At 70.6% G+C, this 16,495-nt stretch carries 16 protein-coding genes; 10 read left to right on the top strand and 6 right to left on the bottom strand.

What is annotated here, in order from left to right; all coding sequences use genetic code 11:
- Nucleotides 1-32: 32 nt before the first annotated feature.
- The 6 genes from ACTRO_RS23705 to ACTRO_RS23680 all read left to right on the top strand — a co-directional run bounded on the left by ACTRO_RS23705 (nt 33) and on the right by ACTRO_RS23680 (nt 5,845).
- Nucleotides 33-1,412, top strand: a complete 1,380-nt coding sequence (locus tag ACTRO_RS23705) for a cytochrome ubiquinol oxidase subunit I (RefSeq protein ID WP_051451280.1) — start codon at nt 33-35, stop codon at nt 1,410-1,412.
- Nucleotides 1,409-2,419, top strand: a complete 1,011-nt coding sequence (locus ACTRO_RS23700) for a cytochrome d ubiquinol oxidase subunit II (RefSeq protein ID WP_034266453.1) — start codon at nt 1,409-1,411, stop codon at nt 2,417-2,419. The genes ACTRO_RS23705 and ACTRO_RS23700 overlap by 4 nt, the downstream gene beginning before the upstream one ends.
- 100 nt (nt 2,420-2,519) lie before the next feature.
- Nucleotides 2,520-3,707 carry a globin domain-containing protein gene (locus ACTRO_RS23695; protein WP_034266449.1) on the top strand — a complete coding sequence of 396 codons (1,188 nt, stop codon included), beginning with the start codon at nt 2,520-2,522 and terminating at the stop codon, nt 3,705-3,707.
- 142 nt (nt 3,708-3,849) lie between these two features.
- On the top strand, nt 3,850-4,863 hold the full coding sequence (locus tag ACTRO_RS23690) for a M48 family metalloprotease (protein WP_169739939.1): 1,014 nt from the start codon (nt 3,850-3,852) through the stop codon (nt 4,861-4,863).
- Complete coding sequence (locus ACTRO_RS23685; protein WP_034266443.1) at nt 4,860-5,366, top strand: amino-acid N-acetyltransferase; 507 nt, start codon at nt 4,860-4,862, stop codon at nt 5,364-5,366. Before ACTRO_RS23690 ends, ACTRO_RS23685 begins: the two co-directional genes overlap by 4 nt.
- A 143-nt stretch (nt 5,367-5,509) precedes the next feature.
- On the top strand, nt 5,510-5,845 hold the full coding sequence (locus tag ACTRO_RS23680; protein WP_034266441.1) for a histone-like nucleoid-structuring protein Lsr2: 336 nt from the start codon (nt 5,510-5,512) through the stop codon (nt 5,843-5,845).
- A gap of 171 nt (nt 5,846-6,016) precedes the next feature.
- Here the strand turns inward: ACTRO_RS23680 and ACTRO_RS43770 are convergent, their stop codons facing one another.
- Nucleotides 6,017-6,496: a hypothetical protein gene (locus tag ACTRO_RS43770; RefSeq protein ID WP_051451278.1), complete on the bottom strand. Its 480-nt coding sequence runs from the start codon at nt 6,494-6,496 to the stop codon at nt 6,017-6,019.
- 311 nt (nt 6,497-6,807) lie between these two features.
- On the opposite strand from ACTRO_RS43770, the gene ACTRO_RS23670 reads away from it, so the two are divergent.
- Nucleotides 6,808-9,351 (top strand): ATP-dependent Clp protease ATP-binding subunit, encoded by a 2,544-nt coding sequence (locus ACTRO_RS23670; protein WP_034266439.1) that lies wholly within the window; start codon nt 6,808-6,810, stop codon nt 9,349-9,351.
- A gap of 159 nt (nt 9,352-9,510) precedes the next feature.
- Here ACTRO_RS23670 and ACTRO_RS23665 read toward each other — a convergent pair whose 3' ends face one another.
- A complete protein-coding gene (locus ACTRO_RS23665; RefSeq protein ID WP_157436389.1) occupies nt 9,511-9,852 on the bottom strand; it encodes a hypothetical protein in 342 nt (113 codons plus the stop codon).
- A gap of 254 nt (nt 9,853-10,106) precedes the next feature.
- Between ACTRO_RS23665 and ACTRO_RS43765 the strand changes: the two genes are divergently transcribed.
- Nucleotides 10,107-11,279 (top strand): GGDEF domain-containing protein, encoded by a 1,173-nt coding sequence (locus ACTRO_RS43765; protein WP_157436388.1) that lies wholly within the window; start codon nt 10,107-10,109, stop codon nt 11,277-11,279.
- A 127-nt stretch (nt 11,280-11,406) separates the two neighbouring features.
- Here the strand turns inward: ACTRO_RS43765 and ACTRO_RS23655 are convergent, their stop codons facing one another.
- From ACTRO_RS23655 to nagA, 3 genes are all read right to left on the bottom strand, one after another.
- Nucleotides 11,407-13,140, bottom strand: a complete 1,734-nt coding sequence (locus ACTRO_RS23655; RefSeq protein WP_034266434.1) for an ATP-binding protein — start codon at nt 13,138-13,140, stop codon at nt 11,407-11,409.
- Between the two features lie 21 nt (nt 13,141-13,161).
- On the bottom strand, nt 13,162-13,356 hold the full coding sequence (locus ACTRO_RS23650) for a hypothetical protein (protein ID WP_034266431.1): 195 nt from the start codon (nt 13,354-13,356) through the stop codon (nt 13,162-13,164).
- Between the two features lie 250 nt (nt 13,357-13,606).
- Nucleotides 13,607-14,779 (bottom strand): N-acetylglucosamine-6-phosphate deacetylase, encoded by a 1,173-nt coding sequence (gene nagA, locus ACTRO_RS23645; protein WP_034266428.1) that lies wholly within the window; start codon nt 14,777-14,779, stop codon nt 13,607-13,609.
- A gap of 152 nt (nt 14,780-14,931) precedes the next feature.
- On the opposite strand from nagA, the gene ACTRO_RS23640 reads away from it, so the two are divergent.
- Nucleotides 14,932-15,195, top strand: coding sequence for a DUF3263 domain-containing protein (locus ACTRO_RS23640; RefSeq protein ID WP_034266425.1), 264 nt, complete (start codon nt 14,932-14,934; stop codon nt 15,193-15,195).
- An 18-nt stretch (nt 15,196-15,213) separates the two neighbouring features.
- On the opposite strand, the gene ACTRO_RS23635 is transcribed toward ACTRO_RS23640, so the two are convergent.
- Nucleotides 15,214-15,852: a thymidine kinase gene (locus ACTRO_RS23635; protein ID WP_034266422.1), complete on the bottom strand. Its 639-nt coding sequence runs from the start codon at nt 15,850-15,852 to the stop codon at nt 15,214-15,216.
- A 245-nt stretch (nt 15,853-16,097) separates the two neighbouring features.
- Here ACTRO_RS23635 and ACTRO_RS23630 point away from each other — a divergent pair, with 245 nt between their 5' ends.
- Nucleotides 16,098-16,478: a VOC family protein gene (locus ACTRO_RS23630; RefSeq protein WP_034266419.1), complete on the top strand. Its 381-nt coding sequence runs from the start codon at nt 16,098-16,100 to the stop codon at nt 16,476-16,478.
- The last annotated feature ends 17 nt before the right edge of the window (nt 16,479-16,495 follow it).

Below are 16,495 nucleotides of genomic sequence, written 5' to 3'. Positions count from 1 at the left end.
TTCTACGGTACGTAGAAGATAGGTGGATCCGCATGTCCGGAGTGGACGCGGCACGCATCGAGACCGCTTTCTCGCTCTCCTTCCACATTCTCTTCGCCGTCTTCGGCGTCGGCATGCCCTGGCTCCTGCTCTACACCGAGGGGCGCTGGCTCAAGACCGGGGACGCCTCGTGGTACGCGCTGACCCGCAAGTGGGCCCGGGTCGGCGCCGTGCTCTTCGCCATCGGCGCCGTCTCCGGCACCGTGCTCTCGTTCGAGTTCGGCCTGCTGTGGCCCACTTTCATGGCCACCTACGGCGGCGCCATCGGGCTGCTGTTCACGCTCGAGGCCTTCGCCTTCTTCCTCGAGGCCATCTTCATGGGCCTCTACCTCTACGGCTGGAAGCGGCTGACCCCGCGGGCGCACTGGCTCACCCTCTGGCCGATCGCCATCTCCGGCACACTCTCCACGCTTTTCATCGTCTTCGCCAACTCGTGGATGAACGATCCGGTCGGGATCGGGGTGAGCCACGGGCGGATCACCGCCGACCCGCTCGCGATCTTCCGCAGCTCGGCCGGCTGGTCCGAGGTCACGCACATGTTCGTGGCGGCCATGATGTGCACCGGCGGCGCGGTGGCCGCGGTCTACGCCTGCGGCATGCTGCGCGGCCGGCGTGACCGATATCACCGGCTGGGCCTGAACGTGGGCCTGTGGACGGTACTCGGGCTCACCCCGGTGCAGATGTTCCTCGGCGACTGGTCGGCCCGGGTCGTGGCCACCACACAGCCGCTCAAGCTCGCCTCCATGGAGGGCGTCTACCAGACCGGCACGCACGTCCCGCTGACCATCGGCGGCTTCTACGATCAGCACACGCACAAGATGATCCTCGGGATCCCGGTGCCGGACGGGCTCTCGATGCTGCTCGGCTACAGCCCGAACACCAAGGTGACCGGTCTGGACACCACCACGGTGGCCGACACTCCGCCGGTGGCGGTGGTGCACCTGGCCTTCGACTCCATGGTCGGCTGCGGCATGCTGGTGTTCGCGATCGCCGGGCTGGCGGCGCTCACCTGGTGGCAGCGCCGTCGCAAGGGTCTGAGCCCGCGCATCCCGCACACGAAGTTCTGGCTGTGGGCCGCGATCCTGACCGGTCCGGCCTCCGCCGTGGCCATGCTCGGCGGCTGGGAGGTCACCGAGGGCGGGCGCCAGCCGTGGATCGTCTACGGCCGGATGCTGGTGGCGGACGCGGCTTCCAAGAGCGGCGGCCTGGGCTGGAGCGTGGTCGTCACGATCCTGATCTACGTCGGCCTGGCCGTGGCGCTGCTGCTGATCCTGCGCAAGCTCGCCACCGGCGCGCCGCCCGAGCTCGCCGCCGCGGACGGCGAGGACGAACCGAAACCCGTCGCACCCCAAGCAGAAGAGGTCCTGGCATGACCGCCGTCAACCTCATGCTCGTCGTGATCATCCTCGCCCTGCTCGCCTACGCCCTGCTGGCCGGCGCCGACTTCGGCGGCGGCGCGTGGGATCTGCTGGCGGGCACGGGAAAGGCCAAGGACGGCGCGGAGGATCAGCGGAAGCTGATCTCCGCCTCGCTCGGGCCGGTGTGGGAGGCCAACCACGTGTGGCTGATCTTCGTGATCGTCTGCACCTTCTCGGCCTTCCCCGCGGCTTTCGGCGACATCGCCACGTCTCTCGAACTGCCGCTCGCGCTCGCCCTGGTGGGCATCGTGCTGCGGGGTGCGGCGTACGTCTACCGCGCTTACGGCGAGGGCGCTTCACTGCCGGACCAGTGGTGGAGCCGGATCTTCGCCTGTGCCTCCGTGCTCACCCCGTTCATGCTGGGCGTGAGCGGCGCCGCCCTGGCCACCGGCAAGCTTCGGCCGGGCACTTCGCCGCTGGTGCCGTTCCAGAGCCCGTTCACGGTGCTGGCCGGCCTGCTCGCGGTGGTCGTCACGGCGTTCCTCGCGGCGGTCTACCTCTGCTACGACGCGGCGCAGCAGCCTGATACGCACCACCTGGTGGCGGTCTTCCGGCGCAAGGCCATCGGCGCGGCGGTGGCCTCCGGACTGGTCGTGCTGGTGATGCTGCCGTTCTTCTACCACGACGCCCCGGTGGTCGCGCACCGCTTCACCGACCGCTCCCTACCGCTCGCCGCATTCTCCGCGCTGTGCGGCTTCGGCAGCCTCGCGGTGCTGTGGCGGCAGCGGTTCCTGCTGGCCCGGGTGACGGCCGCGGCCGCGGTGGTCGGCGTCCTCGGCGGCTGGGCGGTGGCGCAGTACCCTGATCTGCTGGTCGGCCGGTACACCGCGCAGCAGGCCGCGGCCGCGCCGTCCAGCCTGGACGCCATGGTGGTGGCCATGGTCGCGGGCATGGCCGTGGTCATCCCGTCGTTCTTCTACCTGCTCAGAGTGTTCACCGCGCCGGTGCTGGAAGAGCACTGAATCGGGCCCGTTTCGGCCCGCGCCGAGGGCGGCGCGGGCCCGGTCGCGCTTGCGGCCTCCCCCGTCCGGAGCGCATGGGGTTACCGGTAAGCTCACCCGGGTGAGTGACGTGGTGGCGATGGATGCGGCAACGGCGGCGGACAACATGCTAAGCGGGGTCGAGGACTACGACTACGAGCTACTGGCCGAGATCCGGGAATCCTTCGCGCTGATCGAGCCGCACGCGCCGCAGGCCGCGGCCTGGTTCTACGAGCACTTCTTCGCCCACAATCCGCGCTACCGCAAGATCTTCTCCGGCGACCCGGCGCTCCAGCAGCGCCGGCTGTTCCAGGCCGTGTCCCGGATGATCGCGGACTTCGACGACCTCGACGCCTTCCTGCCCTACCTGCGCCGCCTCGCGCTGCGCCACCGCAAGTTCGCGCTGCGTCCGGCGCACTACATCGCGTTCGGCGACTCGATGATCGCCACCGTCGAGGCGTTCACCGGGCCCGCCTTCACCGACCGCACCCGGGTGGCCTGGGAGGCCGGGTTCGGCCTGGTCGCCAGCGTCATGCAGGAGTGCGCGGCCGAGGCCGAGGCGCTGGCCCCGCCGTACTGGGAGGCCGAGGTGATCGAGCACGAGCTGATCTCCCCGGACATCGCCCGGCTGCGCGTGCGGGTGCTGCAGGACCCGGACCGGCCGGGGCCCTACAACTACCGGGCCGGCCAGTACGCGGGCCTCGAGTCGGCCGACAATCCGCGGGTGTGGCGCGATTTCTCCTTCGCCTCGGTGGACTGCGACGATAACCTGGTCGACTTCCACATCCAGGCCGGCCGGACCGGGGGGCTGAGCCGGCTGCTGGTGCACGAGACCGCCATCGGAGACCGGATGCGCATCGCCGGCGCCGAGGGCGACCTCGGATTCGCGGACGGCGCCGAACGGCTCGTCGCGGTCGCCCACGGCACCGGCGCCGCGCCGGTGGCCGGACTGGTGCAGGAATTGGTGAACGCCGGCGACGAACGCGAACTGTGCGTCCTGCTCGTGGTCGAAGACCCCACGCCCGGATTCGAATCGCGCCATTATCTGGCCGAGCACTTCGAGGATCTGGCCCGGCGCCACGGCGCGATGACGGTGCTGACGACGGCGGAGAGCCGGCTGCCGCAAACCGCCCGGGAAGTGCTCGCCCCGGAACACCCGTGGTCCGCGGCGGTGTTGGTCGGACCCAGTGTGCTGATCGATTTCTGCCGGGCCGAGCTGGTTGACGCCGGCACTCCGCCGGAGGCCGTGGCCACCGACCAGTTCGACTGAGCCGCGCCGCGCGCCGAGGGCCGCAATTGCCATTTCCGCGGCGCGAGTTCGCCTTGACGGTCGGGCATTCCTGGTCGGTTCGAAGGATTTCCCGGCCCATCACCCGCGCGGCGGATGGGCACGGTGGCCGGAAACTGCCAGAGTGCGACGTGTGGTGCTGCGCGGTTTCTCGACCGAGGGCGGCCCGCGGCCGGACCGGACCGCGCTGCTGTCCCTCGGCCTGGTCGTGCTCTTCGCGCCGCTGGCCGCGCTCAGCCTGCTGCCCCTGCTCTGGCCGCTGAGGCTGGCCGGCGTTCCGCTGAGCCTCGGCTACACCGTCTGGGCCTGCTCGGCCGGACTCTACGGGCTGCGTCCGGTGCAGCTGGCGCTGGCCCGGCTGCTGTGGCCGGTGCGCCGGCCGACCGCGGCCGAGCGCGAGCGGCTGGACCTGGTCTGGTCCCGGGTGCTGCGCCGCGCCGCGGTGTCCGAGCGGCGCTTCCGGATCTGGGTGGTGGACCTGGCCGACGTCAACGCGCACTGCGTCGGACGCGACCTGATCTGCGTGACCACCGGCGCCCTGGCCGAGCTCGGCGACCGGGAGCTGGCCGGCGTGCTCGCCCACGAGCTCGGCCACCACCTGCGCATGCACACCGCCGCCGCGGCCTTCCTGGTCTGGGTGCTGCTGCCGCTCCAGGCCCTCGCGCTGCTCGGCTCGGGCCTGGCGCTGCCCTTCGCCCGGCTGGGCCGGCACCTGCGCCGGACCGAGCGCGGCTTCGGGGCCCGCCGCTGGGCCCTGATCGCGGCGGGCCGGCTCGAGGCCGGGCTGCGGCTGGCGTTCGCGGCGCCGGGCGTCGTCGCCTTCGCGGTCAAGAACGCGGCCGGCCGGGAGGCCGAGTACCAGGTCGACGCGTACGCGGTGGACCTCGGCTTCGGCGCCGAGCTGCTCAGCGCGCTGCGCTGGTTCGAGGCCTGCGCCGCCCCGGCGGCCGTCGCCCCGCTGGTCCCCGGCCCGCGCCGGGCCCGGCACGCCGCGGCGCGCGAGGCCCGCCCCACCCATCCGCCGCTGGAGCGCCGGATGGCCGCGATCATCGCCCGGCTCGATGCGGCGCCCGCCGCGGTGCCGCCGCAGGGCAGGGGTCGGGGCCGGAGCGAAAGCTCCCGTACCCTGCTGCCGTGAACGACGTGACGGTACGCCGGGCCCGCACCGGCGACGTGCCCGCCATCAGGCGACTGATCGACCACTACGCCGCCGATCGGATTCTTCTCGACAAACCCACAGTAACGCTCTTTGAGGACATTCAGGAGTTCTGGGTGGCCGAGCGGGATGCCGACGGGGCGGTGGCCGGGTGCGGCGCGCTGCATGTGATGTGGCGCGACCTCGCCGAAGTGCGCACGATCGCGGTCGGCCCCGAGTTTCGCGGCAGCGGGGTGGGCCACGCGATTCTGGAAAAGCTTTTGGCCACCGCGGGCTGGCTCGGGGTCCGCCGGGTGTTCTGTCTGACCTTTGAGACGCGCTTCTTCGCCGGCCACGGTTTCACCGAGCTCGACGAGTCCGGGGTCGATCCCGGGGTGGCGGTGGAGCTCCTTCGCTCGGCCGACGAGGGTATCGCGGAGTTCTTGGATCTCGAGCGCGTCAAGCCGAATACGCTCGGCAACACCCGCATGCTAAAGCTGCTTTGAGACTTGGCGGACCGTTGACCTAGAAAAGTCCGCCACAGAGTTGAAAGACTCGCTAAACTACGGTTTTCTTAGACTGTGCGGATGCCCGGGCCGTGGCCGGCGCCGCGAATAGGTCGTCATCGCCCTGTGCGAAAGGGAAAACAATGGCAAAGCAGACAGTGACCATCGATGACCTCGATCAGACCCCGGGGGCACGGGAGGTCCATTTCAGCCTGGACAACTACGAGTACGTCATCGACCTGAACGAGAAGAACTTCGAGGCCCTCAAGGGCGCGCTGGCCAAGTTCATCGACGCGGCCACTCCGCTCGGCAAGGTCTACCGGGCCACGCCGCAGCGGCCGACCGCCCGGCGCCGGGCCGCGGCCGAGGGCCCGAGCACCTCGGAGATGCGCGAGTGGGCGAAGAAGAACGGCCACGAGGTGAGCGACCGCGGTCGGCTCAACCAGGAGGTCATCGACGCCTACCTCTCCGCGCACTGATCTCTCGCGGAAGCAGGCTTCCGGCGCGCCTGGGCGCGCCGTAGGCGCACCTCGGCACCACGCAGGGTTCGACCTGATCGGACACGGGCGCGGGCGCGGCCCCTACTTCGGTCGCGCCCATGCCCTGACGCGGTGGCCACTCCCGCGTCCGGAAATCCCCACCGCACCGGCTCAGCCGGTCCTGGTCTCCTCACCCGCCGCCTCGGCCCGCTGGGCCGGCACCGCCCCGCGCAGCAGCCGCCGCGAGCAGCACTGCGCGATCGTCGCCAGCAGCGCGATCACCTCGGGCGCGGGGGCGTGCGGATCGTGCAGCCACACCCTCGGGCCGGGGATCGACTCGCCCGCGCCGTACGCGCGCAGCCCCAGGTCGATCCCGCCCCAGTCCAGCCAGTCGAGCAGCTCGGGCAGGTCGTCCCTGGCCCCCGGCGCGACGATGAACAGGCAGGCCGCGGCGTCCTCGGCCAGCGCCACCGGCCCCGGGGCCAGCGCGGGCTGGCGGTAGCCGATCAGCCGGCGCAGCGCCCACCGCCCGGCCGGTTCCGGCACCCACAGCACATCGAAGCCGTCCCCGCAGGTCAGCGGCGCGGTCTCGGCCTCCTGCGAGCCCTCGCGCAGCCAGGGCGCGGGCCGGGACGGGTGGGTCCGGTGCATGCGGCTCAATGTAGAGGACCGGGCCCGGCCAGGGCGGCAAGACGCCGAGGTATTGCCCCGGCCGGGTGGCACCGGGGCCCATCGCCGCGCTCGTTCGCTTCAGGCGTACACCCGTCGCGAGTACCGCCCTGATCTGCGGGAAAAGGTGTTCCAACAGGGTGTGGCGCCGACGCGAAGGCGGGATTGGCCAGCGCGTGGCCCGCACTGTCCCTTAGGGTCGATACCTGGCGACTAGCATTCGGTAGGACAGGCCGGGGTTGCGGTTCCGGGTCGGCCCGGTACTTCCCGACCGCTCCGGGGAGCGAGAAGAGATGTTCGAGAGGTTCACCGACCGCGCACGGCGTGTTGTCGTCCTGGCCCAAGAAGAGGCCCGGATGCTCAACCACAACTACATCGGCACCGAGCACATTCTGCTCGGCCTCATTCACGAGGGCGAAGGCGTTGCCGCCAAGGCCCTCGAATCGCTGAACATCTCCCTCGAGGCGGTTCGGCAGCAGGTCGAGGAGATCATCGGGCAGGGACAGCAGGCACCGTCCGGGCACATCCCGTTCACGCCGCGGGCCAAGAAGGTCCTCGAGCTCTCCCTGCGCGAGGCTTTGCAGCTCGGCCACAACTACATCGGCACCGAGCACATCCTGCTCGGTTTGATCCGCGAGGGCGAGGGCGTGGCCGCCCAGGTCCTGGTCAAGCTGGGCGCCGACCTCAACCGGGTGCGCCAGCAGGTCATCCAGCTGCTCTCCGGCTACTCCGGCGGCAAGGCCGAGGCCACCGCCGGGGCGCCGGCCGAGGGCACGCCGGCCACCTCGCTGGTGCTCGACCAGTTCGGCCGCAACCTCACCCAGGCCGCCCGCGAGGGCAAGCTCGACCCGGTCATCGGGCGCGAGAAGGAGATCGAGCGGGTGATGCAGGTCCTCTCCCGGCGCACCAAGAACAACCCGGTGCTGATCGGAGAGCCCGGCGTCGGCAAGACCGCCGTGGTCGAGGGCCTGGCCCAGGCGATCGTCAAGGGCGAGGTGCCCGAGACGCTCAAGGACAAGCACCTCTACACCCTCGACCTCGGCGCCCTGGTGGCCGGCTCCCGGTACCGCGGTGACTTCGAGGAGCGCCTGAAGAAGGTGCTCAAGGAGATCCGCACCCGCGGCGACATCATCCTGTTCATCGACGAGCTGCACACCCTGGTGGGTGCGGGCGCGGCCGAGGGCGCGATCGACGCGGCCTCCATCCTCAAGCCCATGCTGGCCCGCGGCGAGCTGCAGACCATCGGCGCGACCACGCTGGACGAGTACCGCAAGCACCTGGAGAAGGACGCCGCGCTCGAGCGCCGGTTCCAGCCGATCCAGGTGGCCGAGCCCTCGCTGGCGCACGCCATCGAGATCCTCAAGGGCCTGCGCGACCGGTACGAGGCGCACCACCGGGTCTCTATCACCGACGGCGCGCTGGTGGCCGCGGCCACCCTGGCCGACCGCTACATCTCCGACCGGTTCCTGCCGGACAAGGCCATCGACCTGATCGACGAGGCCGGCTCGCGCATGCGCATCCGCCGCATGACCGCGCCGCCGGACCTGCGCGAGTTCGACGAGAAGATCGCCACCGTCCGCCGGGACAAGGAGTCCGCGATCGACGCGCAGGACTTCGAGAAGGCCGCCGCGCTGCGCGACCAGGAGCGTCAGCTGCTGTCCGCGAAGGCCAAGCGGGAGAAGGAGTGGAAGGACGGCGACATGGACGTCGTCGCCGAGGTCGACGAGGAGCTGATCGCCGAGGTCCTGGCCACCGCCACGGGCATCCCGGTGTTCAAGCTGACCGAGGAGGAGACCTCGCGGCTGCTGCGCATGGAGGACGAGCTGCACAAGCGCGTCATCGGCCAGGAGCAGGCGATCAAGGCCCTGTCGCAGTCGATCCGGCGCACCCGGGCCGGCCTGAAGGACCCGAAGCGCCCCGGCGGCTCGTTCATCTTCGCCGGCCCGTCCGGCGTCGGTAAGACCGAGCTGGCCAAGACGCTGGCCGAGTTCCTGTTCGGGGACGAGGACGCGCTGATCCAGCTGGACATGTCCGAGTTCTCGGAGAAGCACACCGTCTCCCGGCTCTTCGGCTCCCCGCCCGGATACGTCGGGTACGAGGAGGGCGGCCAGCTCACCGAGAAGGTGCGCCGCAAGCCGTTCTCCGTCGTGCTCTTCGACGAGGTGGAGAAGGCCCACCCGGACATCTTCAACTCGCTGCTGCAGATCCTGGAGGACGGCCGGCTGACCGACTCCCAGGGCCGGCTGGTGGACTTCAAGAACACGGTGATCATCATGACCACCAACCTGGGCACCCGGGACATCTCGAAGGGCTTCAACCTCGGCTTCGCGGCCGTGGGCGACGTCTCCACCGGCTACGAGCGGATGAAGGCGAAGGTCAACGACGAGCTCAAGCAGCACTTCCGGCCGGAGTTCCTCAACCGCGTGGACGACACCATCGTCTTCCCGCAGCTGACCGAGGACAACATCATCCAGATCGTGGACCTGATGATGGCCAAGGTGGACGAGCGGCTCAAGGACCGGGACATGGGCATCGAGCTCACCCAGTCGGCCAAGCAGCTGCTGGCCAAGAAGGGCTACGACCCGCTGCTCGGCGCCCGTCCGCTGCGGCGCACCATCCAGCGGGAGATCGAGGACAACCTGTCCGAGAAGATCCTGTTCGGCGAGCTGCGCGCGGGCACCATCGTGGTGGTGGACGTGGAGGGCACCGGTGCGGAGGCGAAGTTCTCCTTCTCCTCCTCGCCGAAGTCCGCCCTGCCGCACGTGACCACGCCGGCCGACATAGTGCCGGGAGAGGCGGTCTCCGCCGAGGTCACCGACGCGATTCCGGAGAACTGACCGGGCACAGCGCGACCGCCCTCGTCGCCACGGCGACGGGGGCGGTGTGCGATGCGCGCACGGTCGGCCGGATCCGCTAGGCCGGGCCCGCGGATCAGCCGTATGCCAGGGCTCGGATGCGGTCGGCCGAGGTCGGCCGGACCGCGAGGCCGGGCAGCGTCAGAATCCGAACCAGCGTCGGACCGAGCGCAGCGGAGCCAGCAGCGAATACCGGCGCGTGCCGGCCGGCCGCGCGGCGGCTCCGGAGCGCGGCGCGATCTCCCGCAGCAGGGCGGTGGCCTGGGCCACGTCCTGGTGCGTCGGAGCCGGCCGGGTGGCCGTCGCGGTCGCGGAAGGAGCCAAGGCGGCCAGATGCCGCTCGAGGCGCTCGCTCGAACCGGGCGAAGCCTGCCGTGCCAACTCGGGCACATAGGCGGCACGGCGAGCGGCGGCGAAGTCCCGTCGCGACGGGGCCGGCCGCTCGGTCCCGATCAAGGGATGGTCCATGCCTGATACACCCACGATGCAACGGTACCCCACGTTCGCCCGGACGCGACAGGTTCCCTTCCGCTTGTTGCCGATCCGCGACGAAGGATGGGGGATTCTTTACCCGGGCCGACCGACGGATCATCAGAGCACGTATAAGATCTGGTGCTAAGCGCGGTTCATGATGTACATTCCGTGTCTGGCCCGGTGCAATCGGTGGAGGCGCGGGCGGCGGTACCGCTCACAACGGTAAGTGACGTGATCGGGGTTGAGACATGGTGGATCAGGGCTTGGAGGGACACATACCGCTGTCCGCCCTGCGCCCGATGTATCGAGCCCTGGCCGCGGTCAACGCGGCGATCGGCCTGGACGAGACCCTGCAGGCCATCGCGGACGGCGTGGCCGCCTGCACGCCGTTCCAGCACGTCGCGGTGAACGTGGTGCGCCCCGGCGGCGACCTCGAGGTCACCAACATCGCCGGTCCGGAGACCCTGCGCGAGATGATGGTGGGCAAGCTCATCCCGGGCGACGTGATGAAACGCGCCATGGAGGACGCCGAGGAATGGGGCCGGCTCCATTTCCTGCGCAGCTTCGACGTCTTCCTCGAGGAGAACGTCACCGTCCACACCACCGAGTCCCTGCCCGCCGGGAGTACCGACCCGGAGGAGTGGCTCGCCGACTACGGCCTGATGGCGCCCATGTTCGGCCCCGGCCAGGAGCTGGTCGGGGTCATCTCGGTGGACGTCCCCTCCGACGGCCGGATGCCGCGGGCCTGGGTGCTCGAGGTGCTCGAGGCATTCTCCGAGCAGGCCGCCATCGCGATCGTCAACGCCAACCGGCACGAGGCCGCCACCGCCCGGATGCAGCGGTTGGAGCGCGAGCGCGAGGCGCTGCGCAAGGACATAGCCCAACGTCAGGCGCATGAAGCCGATCTGCGCCACCAGGCCAGGCACGACCCGCTCACCGGGCTCGCCAACTCCACCGAACTGCGCGAGCGCCTCGCCGACCTGGTCGCCGACCAGGTTCCGCTGGCGGTGTACTTCTGCGACCTGGACCTGTTCAAGACCGTCAACGACAACTTCGGCCACGCGATCGGCGACATGGTGTTGCGGCACGTCGCGGACCGGCTGCGCAACGCCGTGCGTGGCGGCGACATCGTAGCCCGGCTCGGCGGGGACGAGTTCGTCGTGGTGGCGGTGGACGTGGGCCGGGCCGAGGCCTACGCCCTGCTCGACCGGTTGGACCAGGCCTTCGCCCATCCGGTCACCGTCGACGGTCATCCGCCGCAGCTGGTCGGCGCCTCGCTCGGCATCGCCTACGACCCCGGCGTGGAGCAGGCAGATCTGGTGGCCAACGAGCGGGCCGAGGAGCTGCTGAGCGCCGCGGACAGCAAGATGTACGCCAGGAAACGGTCCCGCGCGGCGATCAGCCGGCTCACCGCCCAGGCCTGGCCGCAGCAGTAGGCGTGTAACTTCCGGCCGCAGGGGGCGAGGGCGCGACTTTACGAAGAATTGCCGCTCGTGCACAGCCGGTGTCCGAAAGGACCTCGGCTCGGCCCCCTTCGACCCTGCCCGGCCCGCCTCGGGGCGCTCAGTCCGCGGCCGGCTCCGGGGTCGGCGCCTCGGCCGGCTCGGTACCCACCGTCGCCACCACCTCCACCGGTTTGGCGTGCGCGATCGAGCCCGGCGCCACGTAGGGCGACTGGAGCCGGATGACCGGGCCGGTGCCGCCGACCCGCACGTAGCCGCGCCCCGGCGGCAGCTGCTTGGAGCCGCCGAGCTCCAGCGTCCCGCCGAACAGCGCGGTCGAGACGGCCGAGTCCACCGACCCTATGGCCGCCCGCACGGTCAGCTGCGAGCGCAGCGCCGCACGCAGGCCCACCACGCGGTCGGTCCGGGCTGTGACCAGCAGCAGCACGTCGGCGTACCGGGCCTTGCGGGCCAGCGTGGCGAGCAGGTCCTCCACGTCGGTGCGGCCCAGCCGGGCGGCCGCGTCCAGCAGCTCCGGCAGTCCGTCGATGCACAGCCACAGCGCCTGGGCGTGCTCGATCACGTCCTGGTCGCCCGGCGCGCCGTCGCCCGGGGCGCGGATCACCGGGATGTCGGTGGTGTCGGCTTTCTCCACCGCGGCCACCGCCGCCGCCGCGGCGGACCGCTTGCGCTCGGCCCGGCGCTCGCACTCCAGGCCGACCCAGTCCAGCAGCTCCAGCGCCTGCGCCGGGTCCTCGACGACTCCGCGCACGCCCGGACGGTCGCGCAGGTCCTCGTAGCCCTCGGTCTGTTCGATGTCGATGACGGCGATCTGCTGCCGGCGTGCCAGCGCCTGGCCGATCAGGGCCCGCAGCACGTTGGTCTTGCCGGTGCCCGGCTCGCCGACCAGCAGCAGATGCGGGTTGGGGCAGGGCGAGCCGATCCGCCAGATCACCGGCGCCACCAGTGCGGTGTGCCAGCCTTCGGGCAGCACCCGACCCCGGGCCGAGACGGGGGCCGGGGCGGGCAGGGCCGGATCGTCCGGCAGCACGACCGGGATCAGCCGGCCGGCCGAGTCGGGGTCGGTGATGCCGAGCACGTATTCGATCTCGGCGACCGGCCACTGCTGGGCGCACAGTCCGGCGGACAGCGGCGGCAGGACCCGGACGTAGAGGTGGTTGCCCTCCTCGTCCCAGTCGTAGAGGAACTCGTTGGTCCGCCCGACCTTGCCCTCGATCGCCCGCTCCACCTTCGCCCGGTACTCGGCCTCGCCGTCCCGGACGTACTCGGAGTAGTCAATCTTGAAGCTGGTGAGCCGGTCGGACTCGTCGAAGCTCCATTCGGTGAAGGCGTCTCGGTAGCCGCCGCCCGGACGGAAGTGCTGGTCCGGGTCGTGCTCGTCGTGCAGGTAGGGCACCAGGCCGTTGTAGACCGCCTGGAGCCGGGCGATGTGGTCGGCCGACTCCGGATCGGCGCTCTTGTGCGAGGTGTCCCGGCCGAGCCAGCCGGCCCCGGCGAGGTAGCCGAGGGCGAGGACGACCGGCCCGAACGGCGCGACGGCCAGGCCCGCGATCAGCGCGAGGGCCACCAGGACCTCGATGCGCCGCCGCTCCTTGTTGCCGCCGGCGTACCACTTGCGCAGCCGGCCGGCGGCGCGGCGGGTGCCGCGCAGCACCATGACGACCGGGTAGCAGATCTCCTTGAGCCGGCCCCACAAGTCCCTGGTGAACTCCCTTGTCCAGACCAGGAACCGGTGGTGCAGCACGGTCTCATGGAACCGGGCGACGGGGGCGAGCTCGCGCAGGCTGCGGCCGAGTCTGGACCACAGCGAGTGCGTGCGGGCGGCGGGCGACACGGATCTTCGGCCTCGCTCCAGCTAGAAGTGCAGGCCGCTGATGAAGCCGGCGATCGAGTCCGTGCTGTTGCGGATCGACGAGGCGAGCGAGGTCGAAGCCAGGTAGAACCCGAACATCATGCACACGATCAGGTGCGACACCTTCAGCCCGTCCTTGCGGAACAGGATGAAGACGATGACCCCCAGCAGGAGGACCCCCGAAACCGACAGGATCATGATTTTGCTCCTCTACACAGACGCACGAACCTCGGTGGGTCGTAGGGCGTGCCGTCCGTTCACGAGAAGCCACGCCGAGCGCGGCGTTGAGAATGAAAACGGTTGGCACGTTCACCAGTGATTCTTTCAAGGTGGATCCCACCTTAAAACCGTCAATCGGGTGGCTTTGTCCCGGTTGTCACCCTTTTGGTAGATATCGAGGGTGCGGCCGGTCGTGGAGATTCACTGGAAAGAGAACGTGCCGTATCGCCTAGACGGGTGAGGCGGTGTCAACCCCTTCACCGTTTCGGAGTACCGCCTGCACGCGCAGGTCCTGGTCCAGGACCACGAGGTCGGCCTGCTTGCCCACCTCGATGCTGCCGATCCGGTCCGCGAGGCCCAGAGCCCGCGCCGGCGTCAGCGATGCGGAGATGACCGCGTCCGCGAGCGGGACGCCGGCCAGGTGCACGGTGTTGCGCAGCGCGGCGTCCATGGTGAGGGTGGACCCGGCGAGCGAGTCCCCTTCGGCCAGCCTCGCCTCCCCGTCGCGCACCCGCACCGTGAGCGGGCCGAGCGGGTACTCGCCGTCGGGCATGCCCGCGGCCGCCATCGCGTCGGTGATCAGCGCCACCCGGTGCGCCCCGGCCGCCGAGAACATCAGGCTGACCACCGAGGGGTGCACGTGTATGCCGTCGTTGACGACCTCGCCGATCACCTGCTCCTGCTCCAGCAGGGCGGTGACCGGGCCGGGCTCGCGGTGGTGCACCGGCCGCATGGCGTTGAACACGTGTGTGCCGACCGGCGCGCCGAGCTCGATCGCCTGCCGGGTCTGGTCGTAGGTCGCGTCGGTGTGCCCGACCGCCGCGATCACCCCGGCCTCGGTCAGCAGCCGGACCGCGTCCATGCCGTTGTCGAGCTCGGGCGCGAGTGTGACCATGCGCACACTCCCGCGGCCCGCCCGCAGCAGCCGCTCCAGGTCCTCCCGGGCCGGGGCCCGCAGCAGGTCCGGGTCGTGCGCGCCGCAGCGGTCCTTCGAGATGAACGGGCCCTCGAGGTGCAGACCGGCCAGCACCCCGTCCTGGACCAGGCCGGAGAGCTCGCCGATGTGGTGTTCGAGGACTGAGAGCTCGGAGGTGACGGTGGAGGCGACGATCGTGGTGGTGCCGTGCCCGAGGTGGAAGCGGGCCGCCACCAGCGCCTGATCCGCCTGCCCGGCCGAGAAGGCCGCCCCGCCGCCGCCGTGCACGTGCATGTCCACGAAGCCGGGAACCAGGTAGTGGCCGCCGAGGTCGCGCACCTCGGTCTCCGGGCCGACCGCGGGCTCCGGCTCGCCCGGGATAGCGCTTACGGCGGTGATCTGCCCGTCCTGCACGCAAACCCAGCCGCCCTCGACTATCGCACCGGGCAGGACCAGTCGAGCGTTGCGCAACAGAAGCGAGGGCATGGTTACCTTCTTCGGGACGGCTTAGTGGTATAGACCATAGCGGATCTCGACTCGTCCTGTCTCGGAGGCCCGGATCGCAGGCGGCGCGCACGCCTCGCGCGCCGGGCCCGTCGCGGCCCCGGCGGGGCCGCTCGCGGGACTAGGGTTCCGATATGGACAGCGAGGAGCCCGCCGCGGATCCGGCCGTCGCGCGACCGGGCGCCCGCGAACGCGCCGTGCTGGATTTCGAGCTGAGGCAATGGAAACACGCCGGCGCGAAGGAGGAGGCGATCCGCGCGAGGTTCGGGATCTCCGCGACGAGCTACTACCAGATACTCAATGCCCTGCTGGACGACCCGGACGCACTGGCCTACCGGCCCGCGGTGGTGACCAGGCTGCGCCGGATCCGCGACGCCCGCCGCGAGGCCCGGGGGTAGCGGGCGCTCGGCCACCCGTCAGCCCGCGAACCCGCCGATCCGCCGGCCCGCGGCCGCGGTGGAGTTCTGCGCCTGCTTCTGCCGGTGGTGCAGCCGGCAGAGCACCTCGTAGCTCACGGCCGCCTGCCGCCCCACGTCCCCCACGACCTTCTGCTCGCCCTCGACCACCATCGAGCCGTCGACCGTGCGCGCGTTGTGCGTGGCCCGCGCCCCGCACCAGCACAGCGTCTCGACCTGCAGTATCTCGATCCGGTCGGCGAGCTCGATCAGCCGCTGCGAGCCCGGGAAGAGCCGGGTGCGGAAGTCGGTCGTGATGCCGAACGCGAACACGTCCAGGTGCAGCTCGTCCACCACCAGCGCGAGCTGCTCGACCTGCGCCGGTTCGAGGAACTGCGCTTCGTCGCAGATCACGTAGTCGATCTCCGGGTCGGCCGCCAGGATCCCGTTGACGTACCCGTAGAGGTCGATCCCCGGCCGTACCTCCACCGCCGCGGTCGACAGGCCGAGCCGGCTGGAGAGCACACCTTCCCCGGCCCGGTCGTCCCGGGTGAACACCACCCCGCGCCGTCCGCGCGCGGACCGGTTGTGGTCCATCTGCAGGGCGAGGGTGGACTTGCCGCAGTCCATGGTCCCGGTGAAGAAGACTAGTTCGCTCATCGCGGAAGGGAACTCTCCTGCTGACGTGGGCTGACGGGGTGACGCGAGTCTAACCAACCTCCGGATCGGAACCGCGCTCCGCACGAAGGCGCCGATCCGGTGCGGAGTGAACGATTGCCATCGAAAAGTGGTGTTCTTGTGGATTTCGCCCGAATGACCCGGTCGGCCGGGATCACGCCGCGGTCGTGGCCCCGAGGCTATGGTCGATCGAAGTGAACTGATCGTCCCCCGAAAGAAGGTCTGTGATGGCGTGCCGCATCGGCGAGGTCGTACTCGGTTGCCGGGATCCGGAGGTGCTGGCGCGGTTCTGGTGCGAGGTCCTGGACTTCGTCGTGCTCGGCCGGGAGGAGGACGGCAGCATCGAGATCGGGTCGCCGGAGGGCTTCGGCGGCGCGCAGCCGACGCTCTTCCTGAGCAAGCGGGACGAGCCGGAGCCGGGCAAGTCCCGGCTGCACATCGACGTGAACCCCACCGACCGGGACCAGGCCGCCGAGCTCGAGCGGCTGCTCGCGCTCGGGGCGCGTCCGGCCGAGATCGGGCAGACCGGCGAGGAGCACTGGCACGTGCTCGCCGACCCGGAGGGCAACGAGTTCTGCCTGCTCAGGGCCCGCATCAAGCAGCTGTGAAAGCCTGCTCGGCTGCG

This window comes from Actinospica robiniae DSM 44927, assembly GCF_000504285.1.
Lineage (GTDB): Bacteria > Actinomycetota > Actinomycetes > Streptomycetales > Catenulisporaceae > Actinospica > Actinospica robiniae.
This window is presented reverse-complemented; position numbering and strand designations above follow the sequence as displayed.